General features: G+C 68.7%; 13 protein-coding genes. All 13 read left to right on the forward strand.

The window, feature by feature from the left end; translation table 11 throughout:
- Positions 1–8 precede the first annotated feature (8 nt).
- From ACIBTS_RS29245 to nuoN, 13 genes are read left to right on the forward strand one after another with little or no spacing between them, the layout of a single operon-like run.
- Positions 9–563 carry an NADH-quinone oxidoreductase subunit B family protein gene (locus tag ACIBTS_RS29245; RefSeq protein ID WP_055635348.1) on the forward strand — a complete coding sequence of 185 codons (555 nt, stop codon included), beginning with the start codon at positions 9–11 and terminating at the stop codon, positions 561–563.
- Positions 560–1,342 carry an NADH-quinone oxidoreductase subunit C gene (locus ACIBTS_RS29250; RefSeq protein WP_399323303.1) on the forward strand — a complete coding sequence of 261 codons (783 nt, stop codon included), beginning with the start codon at positions 560–562 and terminating at the stop codon, positions 1,340–1,342. Before ACIBTS_RS29245 ends, ACIBTS_RS29250 begins: the two co-directional genes overlap by 4 nt.
- Positions 1,339–2,679 carry an NADH-quinone oxidoreductase subunit D gene (locus tag ACIBTS_RS29255; RefSeq protein WP_319334333.1) on the forward strand — a complete coding sequence of 447 codons (1,341 nt, stop codon included), beginning with the start codon at positions 1,339–1,341 and terminating at the stop codon, positions 2,677–2,679. The genes ACIBTS_RS29250 and ACIBTS_RS29255 overlap by 4 nt, the downstream gene beginning before the upstream one ends.
- The gene (nuoE, locus tag ACIBTS_RS29260) at positions 2,676–3,548 is read left to right on the forward strand and encodes an NADH-quinone oxidoreductase subunit NuoE (RefSeq protein WP_319674906.1); all 873 of its coding nucleotides are present in this window, start codon (positions 2,676–2,678) and stop codon (positions 3,546–3,548) included. The genes ACIBTS_RS29255 and nuoE overlap by 4 nt, the downstream gene beginning before the upstream one ends.
- Complete coding sequence (gene nuoF, locus ACIBTS_RS29265) at positions 3,545–4,897, forward strand: NADH-quinone oxidoreductase subunit NuoF (protein WP_399323305.1); 1,353 nt, start codon at positions 3,545–3,547, stop codon at positions 4,895–4,897. Before nuoE ends, nuoF begins: the two co-directional genes overlap by 4 nt.
- Entirely contained in the window at positions 4,894–7,395 is a 2,502-nt protein-coding gene (locus ACIBTS_RS29270; RefSeq protein WP_399323307.1) for an NADH-quinone oxidoreductase subunit G, read from the forward strand. Before nuoF ends, ACIBTS_RS29270 begins: the two co-directional genes overlap by 4 nt.
- Positions 7,392–8,753 carry an NADH-quinone oxidoreductase subunit NuoH gene (gene nuoH, locus ACIBTS_RS29275; RefSeq protein ID WP_319674904.1) on the forward strand — a complete coding sequence of 454 codons (1,362 nt, stop codon included), beginning with the start codon at positions 7,392–7,394 and terminating at the stop codon, positions 8,751–8,753. The genes ACIBTS_RS29270 and nuoH overlap by 4 nt, the downstream gene beginning before the upstream one ends.
- Positions 8,746–9,348, forward strand: coding sequence for an NADH-quinone oxidoreductase subunit NuoI (gene nuoI / locus ACIBTS_RS29280; protein WP_319674903.1), 603 nt, complete (start codon positions 8,746–8,748; stop codon positions 9,346–9,348). The genes nuoH and nuoI overlap by 8 nt, the downstream gene beginning before the upstream one ends.
- A complete protein-coding gene (locus ACIBTS_RS29285; protein WP_399323309.1) occupies positions 9,345–10,187 on the forward strand; it encodes an NADH-quinone oxidoreductase subunit J in 843 nt (280 codons plus the stop codon). Before nuoI ends, ACIBTS_RS29285 begins: the two co-directional genes overlap by 4 nt.
- A complete protein-coding gene (gene nuoK, locus ACIBTS_RS29290; protein ID WP_003974374.1) occupies positions 10,184–10,483 on the forward strand; it encodes an NADH-quinone oxidoreductase subunit NuoK in 300 nt (99 codons plus the stop codon). Before ACIBTS_RS29285 ends, nuoK begins: the two co-directional genes overlap by 4 nt.
- Before the next feature lie 15 nt (positions 10,484–10,498).
- Positions 10,499–12,463 carry an NADH-quinone oxidoreductase subunit L gene (gene nuoL, locus ACIBTS_RS29295; RefSeq protein WP_399323311.1) on the forward strand — a complete coding sequence of 655 codons (1,965 nt, stop codon included), beginning with the start codon at positions 10,499–10,501 and terminating at the stop codon, positions 12,461–12,463.
- Between the two features lie 5 nt (positions 12,464–12,468).
- On the forward strand, positions 12,469–14,040 hold the full coding sequence (locus ACIBTS_RS29300; protein ID WP_399323312.1) for an NADH-quinone oxidoreductase subunit M: 1,572 nt from the start codon (positions 12,469–12,471) through the stop codon (positions 14,038–14,040).
- Positions 14,037–15,695: an NADH-quinone oxidoreductase subunit NuoN gene (nuoN, locus tag ACIBTS_RS29305; protein WP_399323314.1), complete on the forward strand. Its 1,659-nt coding sequence runs from the start codon at positions 14,037–14,039 to the stop codon at positions 15,693–15,695. The genes ACIBTS_RS29300 and nuoN overlap by 4 nt, the downstream gene beginning before the upstream one ends.
- Positions 15,696–15,915 lie beyond the last annotated feature (220 nt).

The following is a 15,915-nucleotide window of genomic DNA, read 5'->3' on the forward strand; positions in this document are numbered from 1 at the left end:
CTTTAGTCATGGGACTCGAAGAAAAGCTGCCGAGCGGTTTCCTGCTGACCACCGTCGAGCAGGCCGCGGGCTGGGTGCGCAAGGCGTCCGTCTTCCCCGCCACGTTCGGCCTCGCCTGCTGTGCCATCGAGATGATGACCACCGGCGCAGGCCGCTACGACCTGGCGCGCTTCGGTATGGAGGTCTTCCGAGGTTCGCCCCGCCAAGCGGACCTGATGATCGTCGCGGGCCGGGTCAGTCAGAAGATGGCGCCGGTGCTCCGGCAGGTCTACGACCAGATGCCGAACCCGAAGTGGGTCATCTCCATGGGGGTGTGCGCCTCCTCGGGCGGCATGTTCAACAACTACGCGATCGTCCAGGGCGTCGACCACATCGTGCCCGTCGACATCTACCTCCCGGGCTGCCCGCCGCGCCCCGAGATGCTGATGGACGCGATCCTCAAGCTCCACCACAAGATCCAGAACTCCAAGCTGGGCGTGAACGCCGAGGAGGCGGCCCGCGAGGCGGAGGAAGCGGCGCTCAAGGCCCTGCCCACGATCGAGATGAAGGGGCTGCTGCGGTGAGCGACGCGAACGGCACCCATGGCGCGAACGGCTCCTCGAACGGGGTGAACGGCTCGAACGGGGTCAACCCCGAGAAGGATCTCTCCGCTTCCAACCTCCCCGGCCAGCGCGGCCGGGGCGGCGAGGAGGTCCGCGTCCAGCGCGGCATGTTCGGAGCCAACAACGGCGGCGACACCTCCGGCTACGGCGGCCTGGTCCGCTCGATCCGGCTCCCGGGGGCGGCGAGCCGGCCCTACGGCGGCTGGTTCGACGAGGTCGCCGACGAACTCGAGGGCGCACTGGAGGAGCAGGGCCTCCTCCCCGAGAACGCGATCGAGAAGACGATCGTCGACCGCGACGAGCTCACCTTCCACATCGAGCGCGAGCACCTGCTGCGTGTCGCCCGCACCCTGCGCGACGACCCCGCCCTGCGTTTCGAGCTCTGCACCGGCGTCAGCGCCGTGCACTACCCGAATGACAAGGGCCGCGAGCTGCACGCCGTCTACCACCTGCGCTCGATCACCCACAATCGGCTGATCCGCCTGGAAGTCAGCGCCCCGGACGCCGACCCGCACATCCCGTCCCTGGTCTCCGTGTATCCGACCAACGACTGGCACGAGCGCGAGACCTACGACTTCTTCGGGATCGTCTTCGACGGTCACCCGGCCCTGACGCGGATCATGATGCCGGACGACTGGCAGGGCCACCCGCAGCGCAAGGACTACCCCCTCGGCGGCATCCCCGTCGAGTACAAGGGCGCCCAGATCCCGGCTCCGGACCAGCGGAGGTCGTACTCGTGAGCACGCAGTCAGCATCCGCGGCCTCTGCCGCTTCGGCGCGCGAGACCACCGAGGGCACCGTGTACACGGTCACCGGTGGCGACTGGGACGAGGTCGTCCAGTCCGCGGCCCGCGCCGACGACGAGCGCATCGTCGTCAACATGGGGCCGCAGCACCCGTCCACCCACGGAGTGCTCCGCCTCATCCTGGAGATCGAGGGCGAGACGGTCACCGAGGCCCGCTGCGGCATCGGCTACCTCCACACCGGCATCGAGAAGAACCTCGAGTACCGCACGTGGACGCAGGGCACCACGTTCGTGACGCGCATGGACTACCTGACGTCCTTCTTCAACGAGACCGCCTACTGTCTCGCCGTCGAGAAGCTCCTCGGCATCGAGGACCAGATCACCGAGCGAGCCAAGATCATCCGGGTGCTCCTGATGGAGCTGAACCGGATGTCCTCCCATCTGGTGTGCATTGCCACCGGCGGCATGGAGCTCGGCGCCACCACGATCATGATCTACGGATTCCGTGATCGTGAAATGATTCTCGACATCTACGAGCTCATCACGGGCCTCCGGATGAACCACGCGTACATCCGCCCCGGCGGACTCGCCCAGGACCTGCCGCCCGGCGCGGTGGACCAGATCCGCGAGTTCGTGAAGAAGATGAAGAAGAACCTCCCCGAGTACGACAAGCTCGCCACCGGGAACCCCATCTTCAAGGCCCGTATGCAGGACGTCGGCTATCTCGACCTGGCCGGCTGCATGGCCCTCGGTGCCACCGGCCCGATCCTGCGCTCCACCGGCCTCCCGCACGACCTGCGCAAGGCGCAGCCGTACTGCGACTACGAGACGTACGACTTCGACGTCCCGACCGCCGACTCCTGCGACTCCTACGGCCGCTTCCTCATCCGCCTGGAGGAGATGCGCCAGTCGCTCAGGATCGTCGAGCAGTGCCTGGACCGGCTGCAGCCCGGCCCGGTCATGGTCGCCGACCGGAAGATCGCCTGGCCCGCCCAGCTCGCCCTGGGCCCCGACGGTCTCGGCAACTCCCTCGACCACATCAAGAAGATCATGGGCACCTCGATGGAGGCCCTGATCCACCACTTCAAGCTGGTCACCGAGGGTTTCCGCGTCCCGCCGGGACAGGCGTACGCGGCGGTCGAGTCGCCCAAGGGCGAACTCGGGGTGCACGCCGTCTCCGACGGAGGCACCCGCCCCTACCGGGTCCACTTCCGGGACCCGTCCTTCACCAACCTGCAGGCCATGGCGGCGATGTGCGAAGGCGGCCAGGTCGCCGACGTCATCGTCGCCGTCGCGTCCATCGACCCCGTGATGGGAGGCGTCGACCGGTGACCACCTCTTCTTCCGAGCAGGGCGTCAGCCTGGGCATGCCCGAACTGCCCGCGCCCGCCTACCCGGACGACGTCCGAGCCCGGCTGGAGGCGGACGCGCGCGAGATCATCGCCCGCTACCCCGACTCCCGGTCCGCGCTCCTGCCGTTGCTGCACCTCGTGCAGGCGGAGGAGGGTCACGTCACACGCACCGGGATGCGGTTCTGCGCGGACGTGCTGGGCCTGACCACGGCCGAGGTCACCGCGGTCGCCACCTTCTACACCATGTACCGGCGCCGCCCCAGCGGTGACTATCAGCTGGGTGTCTGCACCAACACGCTGTGCGCGGTGATGGGCGGCGACGCGATCTTCGAGGAGCTCCAGGAGTACCTGGGTGTCGGCAACGGTGAGACCACCGACGACGGAAAGATCACTCTGGAGCACATCGAGTGCAACGCGGCCTGCGACTTCGCGCCGGTCGTGATGGTCAACTGGGAGTTCTTCGACAACCAGACCGTGCAGAGCGCCAAGCGCCTGGTGGACGACCTGCGGACCGGACGCACGGTCTCGCCGACGCGCGGTGCGCCGCTGTGCACCTTCAAGGAGACCGCCCGGATCCTGGCGGGCTTCCCCGACGAGCGGGACGGCGCTGTCGAGGCGAGCGGCAGTGCGGGACCGGCGTCGCTGGTGGGTCTTCGCCTGGCAAGGGGAGAGACCGCACCCGCGCGCGTGGTCCACCCGCGGGACGGCGGGCCGCACGACGAGCCGCAGGACCGGGCGGTGCACGAGCCGTCGCCCGCCGAGCACCTGAGTTCGCACGATGCGCCGCAGGACACGTCGGCCTCCGACCCAGCCCACCCGGCAGGGCCTACCGCCGAGGAGGGGGAGTGATGACCTTGGCACCCGAACTGAAAGGCAGCAGCCCCGAGAAGCTGCTCGCACCCGTGCTGTCGGCCTTCTGGGACGAGGACAGGTCCTGGAGTCTGGACGTCTACCGAAGGCACGAGGGATACGAGGGCCTGCGCAAGGCGCTCGCCATGTCGCCGGACGACCTGATCGCGTACGTCAAGGACTCCGGTCTGCGTGGGCGGGGCGGCGCGGGATTCCCGACAGGAATGAAATGGCAGTTCATTCCCCAGGGGGATGGAAAGCCGCACTATCTAGTTGTCAACGCCGACGAATCGGAGCCCGGGACCTGTAAGGACATCCCGCTCCTCTTCGCGAACCCGCATAGCCTCATCGAGGGCATTGTGATCGCGTGTTATGCCATCAGGTCGTCTCATGCCTTCATCTATCTGCGTGGTGAAGTCGTCCCTGTGCTGCGGCGGTTGCACGAGGCCGTGCGCGAGGCCTACGCGGCGGGCTACCTCGGCGAGAACATCCTGGGCAGCGGACTCGACCTCGAACTCACCGTCCACGCCGGCGCCGGCGCGTACATCTGCGGTGAGGAGACCGCGCTGCTCGACTCGCTCGAAGGCCGCCGTGGTCAACCGCGGCTCCGTCCCCCCTTTCCTGCGGTCGCGGGCCTCTATGCGTGCCCGACTGTGGTGAATAACGTCGAGTCGATCGCGTCAGTTCCCGCCATCCTGCAAAAAGGCAAGGAATGGTTCAGGTCGATGGGAAGCGAGAAGTCTCCGGGCTTCACGCTCTACTCGCTCAGCGGCCATGTCGCCAGCCCCGGCCAGTACGAGGCCCCGCTCGGCATCACCCTGCGCCAACTCCTCGAGATGAGCGGCGGCATGCGACCCGGGCACCGGCTCAAGTTCTGGACGCCGGGCGGCTCCTCGACGCCGATGTTCACCGACGAGCACCTCGACGTCCCTCTCGACTACGAAGGGGTGGGTGCCGCGGGCTCCATGCTCGGCACCAAAGCCCTGCAGTGCTTCGACGAGACGACCTGCGTCGTGCGCGCCGTGACCCGCTGGACCGAGTTCTACGCCCACGAGTCCTGCGGAAAGTGCACCCCGTGCCGCGAAGGCACGTACTGGCTCGTGCAGTTGCTGCGGGACATCGAGGCCGGCAAGGGCGCCCTGTCCGACCTCGACAAGCTCAACGACATCGCCGACAACATCAACGGCAAGTCCTTCTGCGCCCTCGGCGACGGCGCCGCCTCGCCGATCTTCTCCTCGCTCAAGTACTTCCGCGAGGAGTACGAGGAGCACATCACGGGCCGAGGCTGCCCCTTCGACTCCGCCAGGTCGACGGCCTGGGCGGACCAGCACACGGAGGTGAACGCATGACGGTGACCACCAGCACTCCCTCCGGGGGCGGCGAGGCGGCGGTCCCGCCGGAGGATCTCGTGACGCTGACGATCGACGGCGCCGAGATCAGCGTGCCCAAGGGCACCCTGGTCATCCGGGCCGCCGAACAACTCGGCATCGAGATCCCCCGCTTCTGCGACCATCCTCTCCTCGACCCGGTCGGCGCCTGCCGGCAGTGCATCGTCGAGGTCGAGGGCCAGCGCAAGCCCATGGCGTCCTGCACGATCACGTGTACGGACGGCATGGTCGTGAAGACTCACCTCACGTCACCCGTGGCCGAGAAGGCGCAGCACGGTGTGATGGAGCTGCTCCTCATCAACCACCCGCTGGACTGCCCGGTCTGCGACAAGGGCGGCGAGTGCCCCCTGCAGAACCAGGCCATGTCGCACGGCCAGGCCGAGTCCCGCTTCGAGGGCCGCAAGCGGACCTACGAGAAGCCGGTCCCGATCTCCACGCAGGTGCTGCTCGACCGTGAGCGGTGCGTGCTGTGCGCCCGCTGCACCCGGTTCTCCAACCAGGTGGCGGGCGACCCGATGATCGAGCTCATCGAGCGCGGCGCGCTGCAGCAGGTCGGGACCGGAGAGGGCGACCCCTTCGAGTCGTACTTCTCCGGCAACACCATCCAGATCTGCCCCGTCGGCGCGCTGACCTCTGCGGCGTACCGATTCCGCTCCCGGCCCTTCGACCTGGTCTCCTCGCCCTCGGTCTGCGAGCACTGCTCCGGCGGCTGCGCCACGCGCACCGACCACCGGCGCGGCAAGGTCATGCGGCGCCTGGCCGCCAACGACCCCGAGGTCAACGAGGAGTGGATCTGCGACAAGGGGCGGTTCGCGTTCCGGTACGCGCAAGCGCGCGACCGGCTCGAAACGCCTCTGGTGCGCAACGCCGAGGGGGACCTCGTACCGGCTTCCTGGCCGGAGGCCTTGCAGATCGCGGCTCAGGGACTGCTGGCGTCGCGCGGCAGGACCGGCGTCCTGACCGGCGGCCGGCTCACCATCGAGGACGCCTACGCGTACAGCAAGTTCGCGCGCGTGGCGCTCGACACCAACGACATCGACTTCCGCGCGCGCGTGCACAGCGGCGAGGAGGCCGACTTCCTGGCCGCCCGCGTCGCCGGCCGCGGCCGTGACCTCGACGGTACGGGAGTCACGTACACCTTCCTGGAGAAGGCGCCCGCCGTCCTGCTCGTCGGGTTCGAGTCGGAGGAGGAGGCGCCCGGCGTCTTCCTGCGGCTGCGCAAGGCCTGGCGGGGTCACGGTCAGCGGGTGTTCTCGCTGGCCACGCACGCCACCCGGGGACTGGAGAAGGCGGGCGGCACTCTGCTGCCGGCCGCTCCGGGCACCGAGACGGAGTGGCTGGACGCGCTGGCGAGCGGGGTCGGCCTGGAGGCCGGGGGCGCCGAGGCCGCCGAGGCGCTGCGGGCCGACGGCGCGGTGATCGTCGTCGGAGAGCGGCTGGCCCGTGTGGTCGGCGGTCTCACCGCCGCGGTGCGGGCCTCCTCGGCCACCGGCGCCCGGTTGGCGTGGATTCCGCGCCGGGCGGGCGAGCGGGGCGCGATCGAAGCCGGCGCGCTGCCGTCGCTGCTGCCGGGCGGTCGTCCGGCCACCGACCCACGCGCGCGTGAGGAGGTCGCCGCGGCCTGGGGGGTGGCCGAACTCCCGCACCGCTACGGCCGGGACACCGGGCAGATCATCGAGGCCGCCGCGTCCGGGGAGCTTCAGGCGCTGCTCGTCGCGGGCGTCGAGGTCGCGGACCTGCCCGACCCGGCACGCGCGCGTGAGGCGCTGGCCGAGGCCGGCTTCGTGGTGTCGCTGGAGCTGCGGCCCGGCGAGGTCACCGAGCACGCCGACGTCGTCCTGCCGGTGGCCGCGGTCGCAGAGAAGGCGGGCGCCTTCTTGAACTGGGAGGGTCGGGTCCGCTTCTTCGAGACGGCCCTGAAGCCCGACCAGATGACCCGCCGCCTCGCGCCCGGCGACGCGCGCGTGCTGCAGATGATCGCCGACGCCATGGACGTCCACCTCGGCCTGCCGGACCTGCGCACCGCGCGCGCGGAGCTCGACCGGCTCGGCGCCTGGGACGGCCCCCGGGCCACCGACCCCCTGGAAGCCGCGGCGCAGTTGCCGCGGCCCGCCGCCGGGGAGGCCGTTCTCGCCGGGCACCGCCTGCTGCTCGACCAGGGTGTCCTCCAGCAGGGCGACGAAGCGCTCGCCGGGACCCGGCACGCCGCACGCGCGCGTGTGTCGCCCGCCACGGCCGCCGAGGCGGGCGTCAAGGACGGCGACGTCCTCGCCGTGACCGGACCCGCCGGGGTGGTTGAACTTCCGCTGCAGATCACCGAGATGCCCGACCGGGTGGTCTGGCTCCCGCTGAACTCCACCGGCCGGGGCGTCGCCTCCGACGCCGGGGCCACGCCCGGCTCCCTCGTCCGTATCGGCCCGGCGACGCCCGCCGACGCCCCCAAGGAGGTGGAGGCATGAGCCCGTACCTCGCCGCTGAAGACCTCTCGATGTTCGGCCACGACCCCTGGTGGCTGGTCGTCGTCAAGGCGGTCTTCTGCTTCGCCTTCCTGATGGTGACCGTGCTGTTCTCCATCGTGTGGGAGCGCAAGGTCGTCGCCTGGATGCAGCTGCGCATCGGCCCCAACCGGCACGGCCCCTGGGGCATGCTCCAGTCCCTCGCCGACGGCATCAAGCTGATGCTGAAGGAGGACGTCGTCGTCAAACGCGCGGACAAGGTGGTGTACGTCCTCGCGCCGATCGTCGCGGCCATCCCGGCCTTCATGGCGATCGCGGTGATCCCCTTCGGGCCGGCCGACAACGAGATCTCGATCTTCGGCCAGCGCACCACGATGCAGCTGACCGACCTGCCGATCGCGATGCTCTACATCCTCGCGGTCGCCTCCGTCGGCATCTACGGCATCGTCCTGGCGGGCTGGAGCTCCGGCTCCACCTACCCGCTGCTGGGCGGCCTGCGGTCCTGCGCGCAGATGATCTCCTACGAGATCGCGATGGGCGCCGCGTTCGCCTCGGTGTTCCTCTACTCGGGGTCGATGTCGACGTCGACGATCGTCGAGCAGCAGCAGGACCGCTGGTACATCCTCCTGCTGCCGGTCTCGTTCATCCTGTACATCGTCACGATGGTCGGCGAGACCAACCGCGCCCCCTTCGACATGCCGGAGTCCGAGGGCGACCTCGTCGGCGGCTTCAACACCGAGTACTCGTCGATCAAGTTCGCGCTGTTCATGCTCGCCGAGTACGTGAACATGGTGACGGTCTCCGCGGTGTCGACCACGCTCTTCCTCGGCGGCTGGCGGGCCCCCTGGCCGATCAGCAGCTTCTGGGAGGGCGCGAACCACGGCTGGTGGCCGATGCTCTGGTTCGTCGTCAAGGTGCAGCTGCTGCTGTTCTTCTTCATCTGGCTGCGCGGCACGCTGCCCCGCGTGCGCTACGACCAGTTGATGAAACTCGGCTGGAAGGTCCTGATCCCGGTCTCGGTGACGTGGCTGATGCTCGTCGCGACCGTACGGACGCTGCGCAACGAGAACTACGGCTTCGCCGACATCGCGTTGTATGTCGGCGGCGGTGTCCTGGTCCTGCTGTTGCTCTCCTTCGTCGTGGACATGTTCCGCAACGGGGGGAAGGAGGCACAGGCCCCGGCCGAGCCCGTCGGCTTCGACCCGATGGCGGGCGGATTCCCCGTCCCGCCGCTGCCCGGACAGGAGCTGCCGCCGGTGCCCAGGCGCGGTCCGCGACGGGAGCGGGAGCTCATTGTCAGTGGTGGGGTGGACACTGTGAGTGACGGATCGCTGGATGGAAAGGAGGCGTCCGATGGCTGAGGAGCCCAAGGAGACCAAGCCCGGTTTCCAGAACCCCGTGGCCGGCTTCGGCGTGACCTTCAAGGCCATGTTCAAGAAGCGGCTGACCGAGCAGTACCCGGAGCAGGAGAAGACCACAGCTCCCCGGTTCCACGGACGGCACCAGCTCAACCGCCATCCGGACGGCCTGGAGAAGTGCGTCGGCTGTGAGCTGTGCGCCTGGGCCTGCCCCGCCGACGCCATCTATGTGGAGGGCGCGGACAACACCGAGGAGGAGCGCTACTCGCCGGGCGAGCGGTACGGCCGCGTCTACCAGATCAACTACGCCCGTTGCATTCTGTGCGGCCTGTGCATCGAGGCGTGCCCCACGCGCGCGTTGACGATGACCAACGAGTTCGAGCTCGCCGACTCCAGCCGCGCCAACCTGATCTACACCAAGGAGCAGCTGCTCGCCGGCCTCGAGGACGGCATGGTGGACACCCCCCACGCCATCTACCCGGGGACGGACGAGCAGGACTACTACCGGGGTCTGGTGACGGAGGCGGCGCCCGGCACGGAACGCCAGGTGGCCGTCTCCAACGGCGAGAAGCCCTCCCAAGAGGAGGTGGAGGCATGAGCGCGCAGCTCGCCGCCTACTCCACGTCCACCGGCGAGGCCTTCCAGTTCTGGGTGCTCGGTGCCGTCGCCGTGATCGGCGCCCTGTGCACCGTCTTCATGAAGAGGGCCGTGCACAGCGCGCTCTGTCTCGCCGGCACCATGATCATCCTGGCGGTGTTCTACCTCGCCAACGGCGCCTACTTCCTGGGCATCGTGCAGATCGTCGTCTACACCGGCGCGATCATGATGCTGTTCCTGTTCGTGGTGATGCTCGTCGGCGTCACCGCGGCGGACTCGCTGAAGGAGACCATCAAGGGCCAGCGCTGGCTGGCCCTCGTCAGTGGCCTCGGCTTCGGCATCCTGCTGATCGCCGGCATCGGCAACGCCTCCCTGACGGAGTTCAACGGCCTCGCCGAGGCGAACGCGAACGGCAACGTGGAGGGCCTCGCGGCCCTCATCTTCACCAAGTACGTCTTCGCCTTCGAAATCACCGGCGCCCTGCTCATCACGGCCGCCGTCGGCGCCATGGTGCTCACCCACCGCGAGCGCACCGAGCGTGCCAAGACCCAGCGGGAGCTGTCCGAGCAGCGTGTCCGCGAGGGCAAGCACGTACCGCCGCTGCCCGCACCCGGTGTGTACGCGCGGCACAACGCCGTCGACATCCAGGGTCTGCTGCCCGACGGCACTCCGTCGGAGCTCACGGTCAGCAAGACGCTGCGCGAGCGAGGGCAGATCCGGGACGTGTCCACCGAGGCGCTCAACGATCTCAAGGCCCTGGAGCGGCGGGCCGAGGAGCGTCTGGAGCGGGCCGCGATCGAGCCGCCGCACCTGAAGCGGACCGAGGAGGCGTCGAAGTGAACCCCGTCAACTACCTCTACCTCGCCGCCCTGTTGTTCACGATCGGTGCGACGGGCGTACTGATCAGACGCAACGCGATCGTCGTGTTCATGTGCATCGAGCTCATGCTCAACGCCTGCAACCTCGCGTTCGTCGCCTTCTCCCGGATGCACGGCAATCTCGACGGCCAGATCATCGCCTTCTTCACGATGGTCGTCGCCGCCGCGGAGGTCGTGGTGGGACTCGCGATCATCGTGTCGCTGTTCCGTTCCCGCCACTCGGCCTCGGTCGACGACGCCAGCCTGATGAAGCTGTAAGGGGTCGGAAGAATCGTGGAGAACCTGATTGCGCTGCTCATCGCGGCGCCCCTGCTCGGAGCGGCCGTCCTCCTGGTCGGCGGCCGCCGGCTCGACGCCGTGGGCCACTGGATCGGCACGCTCCTGTCGGCCGTCTCCTTCGTGTTCGGCGTCGTCCTCTTCAGCGACCTGCTGAGCAAGGACGCCGAACACCGGACACTGACGCAGCACCTGTTCAGCTGGGTCCCGGTCGAGGGCTTCCAGGCGGACGTCGCGTTCCGCCTCGACCAGTTGTCGATGACGTTCGTGCTGCTGATCACGGGCGTCGGCTCGCTGATCCACCTGTACTCGGTCGGGTACATGGAGCACGACGAGCGGCGCCGCCGCTTCTTCGGCTACCTGAACCTGTTCCTCGCGGCGATGCTGCTGCTCGTCCTCGCCGACAACTACCTGCTGCTGTACGTCGGCTGGGAGGGCGTCGGTCTCGCGTCCTACCTGCTCATCGGCTTCTGGCAGCACAAGCCCAGTGCCGCGACGGCCGCGAAGAAGGCCTTCCTGGTCAACCGCGTCGGCGACATGGGCCTGTCGATCGCCATCATGCTGATGTTCACCACCTTCGGGACCTTCGCCTTCGGCCCGCTGCTGGGCACGCACGAGCAGGCGGGACTCGCCGGTGACGCCGGCGAGGGCAAGCTCACCGCCATCGCCCTGATGCTGCTGCTCGCCGCCTGCGGCAAGTCCGCCCAGGTGCCGCTGCAGTCCTGGCTCGGGGACGCGATGGAAGGCCCGACCCCGGTCTCGGCCCTCATCCACGCGGCCACGATGGTGACCGCCGGCGTGTACCTGATCGTCCGCTCCGGCGCGATCTTCAACGCGGCCCCCGACGCGCAACTCGTCGTCACCGTCGTCGGCGCCGTCACCCTCCTGTTCGGTGCGATCGTCGGTTGCGCGAAGGACGACATCAAGAAGGCGCTGGCCGGCTCGACGATGTCGCAGATCGGCTACATGGTGCTGGCCGCGGGCCTCGGCCCCATCGGCTACGTCTTCGCGATCATGCACCTGGTGACGCACGGCTTCTTCAAGGCCGGGCTGTTCCTCGGTGCGGGCTCGGTCATGCACGGCATGAACGACGAGGTCGACATGCGCAAGTACGGCGGCCTTCGCAAGTACATGCCCGTCACCTTCGTCACCTTCGGCCTCGGCTATCTCGCGATCATCGGCTTCCCGGGCCTGTCCGGCTTCTTCTCCAAGGACAAGATCATCGAGGCGGCGTTCGCCAAGGGCGGCACCGAGGGCTGGATCCTCGGCGCCTGCGCCCTGCTCGGCGCGGCCATCACCGCGTACTACATGACGCGCGTGATGCTGATGACGTTCTTCGGCGAGGAGCGTTGGAAGAACCAACCCACTCGTTCGCCCGAGGCGCCCAGTGCGGAACCGGCCGCCGAGCATCACGGCGAGCACGCGGAGCCGCACCCGCACGAGTCGCCGAAGTCCATGACGATCCCGATGATCCTGCTGGCGTTCGGATCGGTCTTCGCCGGCGGGTTCTTCAGCATCGGCGACCGCTTCTTGCACTGGCTCGAGCCAGTCACCGGCCACTCCCACGGCGACTCGCCGGTCAGCGCCCTCACCGTCACCCTCTCCACGATGGTGGTCCTGGTGATCGGCGTCGCCATCGCCTACGCGCAGTACGGCCGCCGCCCGGTCCCGGTCCTCGCCCCGCGCGGGTCGCTGCTCACGCGGGCCGCCCGCCGCGACCTTCTCCAGGACGACTTCAACCACATCGTCCTGGTCCGCGGCGGCGAGCACCTCACGCGCTCCCTGGTGTACGTCGACCACACCCTGGTCGACGGGGTCGTCAACGGCACGGCGGCCTCCATGGGCGGCCTGTCCGGACGCCTCCGCAAGCTGCAGAACGGCTTCGCGCGGTCGTACGCGGTCTCGATGTTCGGCGGTGCGGCGATCCTCGTCGCCGCGACCCTGCTGATGAGGGCGGTCTGATACCGATGTCCTTTCCTCTGCTGACAGCGACAGCGGCACTCCCGGCGATCGGGGCGGTCGCCACGGCCGCCGTACCGGCCGCCCGGCGCAACGCCGCCAAAGCGCTGGCGCTGCTGTTCTCCCTCGCGACGCTCGCCCTGGCGATCGTCGTCCTGGTCCGCTTCGACCCCGACGGCGACCGTTACCAACTCACCGAATCCCACTCCTGGATCAAGGAATTCGGGGTCAGGTACGAACTGGGCGTGGACGGCATCGCGGTGGCTCTCATCGCGCTGACCGCCCTGCTGATCCCGTTCATCATCCTGGCGGGCTGGCACGACGCCGACCCGCTGGAGACGGGCAACAAGCGCTGGCGGCCGACGCAGGGCTTCTTCGGCCTGATCCTGGCCGTCGAGGCGATGGTGATCATCTCCTTCGAGGCCACCGACGTCTTCCTCTTCTACATCTTCTTCGAAGCCATGCTCATCCCGATGTACTTCCTCATCGGCGGCTTCGGGGACCGCGCCCACGAGCACGGCGAGGAGACGGCGTCCACGCAACGGTCGTACGCGGCCGTGAAGTTCCTGCTGTACAACCTGGTCGGCGGCCTGATCATGCTGGCCGCGGTGATCGGCCTCTATGTGGTCGCCGGGAACTTCTCGCTCGCGGAGATCGCCCAGGCGCGCGCCAACGGAACGCTCGACATGGCGACGAACACCGAACGCTGGCTGTTCCTCGGCTTCTTCTTCGCCTTCGCGGTGAAGGCCCCCCTGTGGCCGTTGCACACCTGGCTGCCCAACGCCATGGGCGAGGCCACCGCCCCGGTCGCCGTGCTCATCACCGCGGTCGTCGACAAGGTGGGCACCTTCGCGATGCTCCGGTTCTGCCTCCAACTGTTCCCGGAGGCGAGCAAGTGGGCGACGCCCGTCATCCTCGTCCTCGCGGTGATCAGCATCATCTACGGGGCGCTGCTCGCCGTGGGACAGCGGGACATCAAGCGACTGGTGGCTTACGCGTCGATCTCGCACTTCGGGTTCATCATCCTGGGCATCTTCGCGATGACCAGCCAGGGCCAGTCCGGCGCCACGCTGTACATGGTCAACCACGGCATCTCGACGGCCGCCCTGATGCTGGTCGCGGGCTTCCTGATCTCGCGGCGCGGCTCGCGGCTCATCGCCGACTACGGCGGTGTGCAGAAGGTCGCCCCGGTGCTCGCAGGCACCTTCCTGATCGGCGGTCTGGCGACGCTGTCACTGCCGGGGCTCGCGCCGTTCGTGAGCGAGTTCCTCGTCCTGGTCGGCACGTTCGCGCGCTACCCGGCGATCGGCATCATCGCCACCTTCGGCATCGTCCTCGCCGCGCTCTACACCCTCGTCCTCTACCAGCGGACGATGACGGGCCCGGTGAAACCCGAGGTCGCCGCGATGCCGGACCTGCGCGCGCGTGAGCTCGTGGTCGTCGCCCCGTTGATCGTGCTGCTGATCTTCCTCGGGGTCTACCCGAAGCCGGTCACGGACATCGTGAACCCGGCGGTCAAGCAGACCTTGTCCGACGTACACAAGAAGGATCCCAAGCCCGAGGTGGAGGCGGCCAAGTGAGCGCATCAGCCGTCCACAGCCTGTGGACAACGGCGGCAACCGCGGCCGAGCCGATCTCGAAGATCGACTCCCCGAAGATCGAGTACGGGCAATTGTCGCCCACCTTGATCGTCATCGGCGCGGCGATCATCGGGGTGCTGGTCGAGGCGTTCGTGCCGCGCAAGCACCGCTACTACGCACAGGTGTTCGTATCCGTCGTGGCGCTGGTCGCCGCCTTCGCCGCCGTGATCGCGCTGGCGGAGGGCGGGTACGGCACCACGAAGGCGCGCATCGCCGCCATGGGCGCGATCGCGGTCGACGGACCGGCCCTCTTCCTGCAGGGCACGATCCTGCTGGCCGCCCTCGTCGGCCTGTTCACCTTCGCCGAACGGCGCCTCGACCCCGAGACGCACGGCAACAGGGTCGACTCGTTCGCCGCCCAGGCGGCCTCCGTGCCGGGCAGTGACAGCGAGAAGGCCGCGGTCAAGGCCGGTTTCACGACCACCGAGGTCTTCCCGCTGCTGCTGTTCGCGGTCGCCGGCATGCTGGTCTTCCCGTCGGCCAACGACCTGCTGACCCTCTTCATCGCACTGGAAGTCTTCTCGCTGCCCCTGTACCTCCTGTGCGCACTGGCCCGCCGCAAGCGGCTCATGTCGCAGGAGGCCGCGGTCAAGTACTTCCTCCTCGGCGCGTTCGCCTCCGCGTTCACCCTCTTCGGCATCGCACTGCTGTACGGGTACGCGGGCTCGGTGTCATACGGGACGATCGCGCAGGTCGTCGACGGCACGATCAAGAACGTCGACCCGGCGCTCGCCGACACCATGGGCAATGACGCGCTGCTCCTCGTCGGCGCCGCGATGATCGTCATGGGGCTGCTCTTCAAGGTGGGCGCGGTGCCGTTCCACATGTGGACGCCCGACGTCTACCAGGGCGCGCCGACCCCGGTCACCGGCTTCATGGCCGCGGCGACCAAGGTGGCCGCCTTCGGTGCTCTGCTGCGCCTGCTGTACGTCGTCCTGCCCGGCCTGCGCTGGGACTGGCGGCCGGTCATGTGGGGCGTCGCGATCGTCACCATGCTGGGCGGCGCGATCGTCGCGATCACGCAGACCGACATCAAGCGGTTGCTGGCGTACTCGTCCATCGCGCACGCCGGATTCATCCTTGCGGGTGTCATCGCGACCACTCCGGACGGCGTCTCGTCCGTCCTGTTCTACCTGGCCGCGTACTCGTTCGTGACGATCGGCGCGTTCGCGGTGGTCACCCTCGTGCGCGACGCCGGCGGCGAGGCCACGCACCTGTCCAAGTGGGCGGGGCTCGGCCGGCGGTCGCCGCTGGTGGCGGCCGTGTTCGCGGTGTTCCTGCTGGCCTTCGCGGGCATCCCGCTGACCTCCGGCTTCGCCGGGAAGTTCGCCGTGTTCAAGGCGGCTGCGGAGGGCGGCGCGGCCCCGCTGGTCGTCGTCGGTGTGATCTCGTCGGCGATCGCTGCCTTCTTCTACATCCGGGTGATCGTGCTGATGTTCTTCAGCGAGCCGCGACCCGAGGGCCCGACCGTCGCCGTTCCGTCGCCGCTGACGATTATGGCGATCGGGGTGGGCGTGGCGGTCACGCTGGTGCTCGGCGTGGCGCCGCAGTACTTCCTGGACCTGGCGAACCAGGCGGGAGTGTTCGTGCGCTGAGCCGCTTCGCCGCGGTGCGCTGACCTGCGTGCGTCTGTGTGACGGGCCCGGTTCCCCCAGCGGGGGCCGGGCCCGTCGAGGTCGTACGGGTGATCGAGTTCAGGGACTTCCCCGCCCTCATCACGCAGAGTCACCGGAACCGGCCTGTGGATAACTCGGGCGCTGTCAGTCCGGACCCCTATCGTGGAGGCAGTGGTCGAGGGACGACGTACGGGGGACA

This window comes from Streptomyces sp. NPDC050121, from assembly GCF_044460385.1.
Taxonomy (GTDB): Bacteria; Actinomycetota; Actinomycetes; order Streptomycetales; family Streptomycetaceae; genus Streptomyces; species Streptomyces soliscabiei.

Excerpts from the sequence above, each read along its gene's own strand:
- ACIBTS_RS29245 (WP_055635348.1), top strand. The coding sequence starts at position 9 with ATGGGACTCGAAGAAAAGCTGCCGAGCGGTTTCCTGCTGACCACCGTC.
- ACIBTS_RS29270 (WP_399323307.1), top strand. The coding sequence starts at position 4,894 with ATGACGGTGACCACCAGCACTCCCTCCGGGGGCGGCGAGGCGGCGGTC.
- nuoH (WP_319674904.1), top strand. The coding sequence starts at position 7,392 with ATGAGCCCGTACCTCGCCGCTGAAGACCTCTCGATGTTCGGCCACGAC.
- nuoI (WP_319674903.1), top strand. The coding sequence starts at position 8,746 with ATGGCTGAGGAGCCCAAGGAGACCAAGCCCGGTTTCCAGAACCCCGTG.
- ACIBTS_RS29285 (WP_399323309.1), top strand. The coding sequence starts at position 9,345 with ATGAGCGCGCAGCTCGCCGCCTACTCCACGTCCACCGGCGAGGCCTTC.
- ACIBTS_RS29300 (WP_399323312.1), top strand. The coding sequence starts at position 12,469 with ATGTCCTTTCCTCTGCTGACAGCGACAGCGGCACTCCCGGCGATCGGG.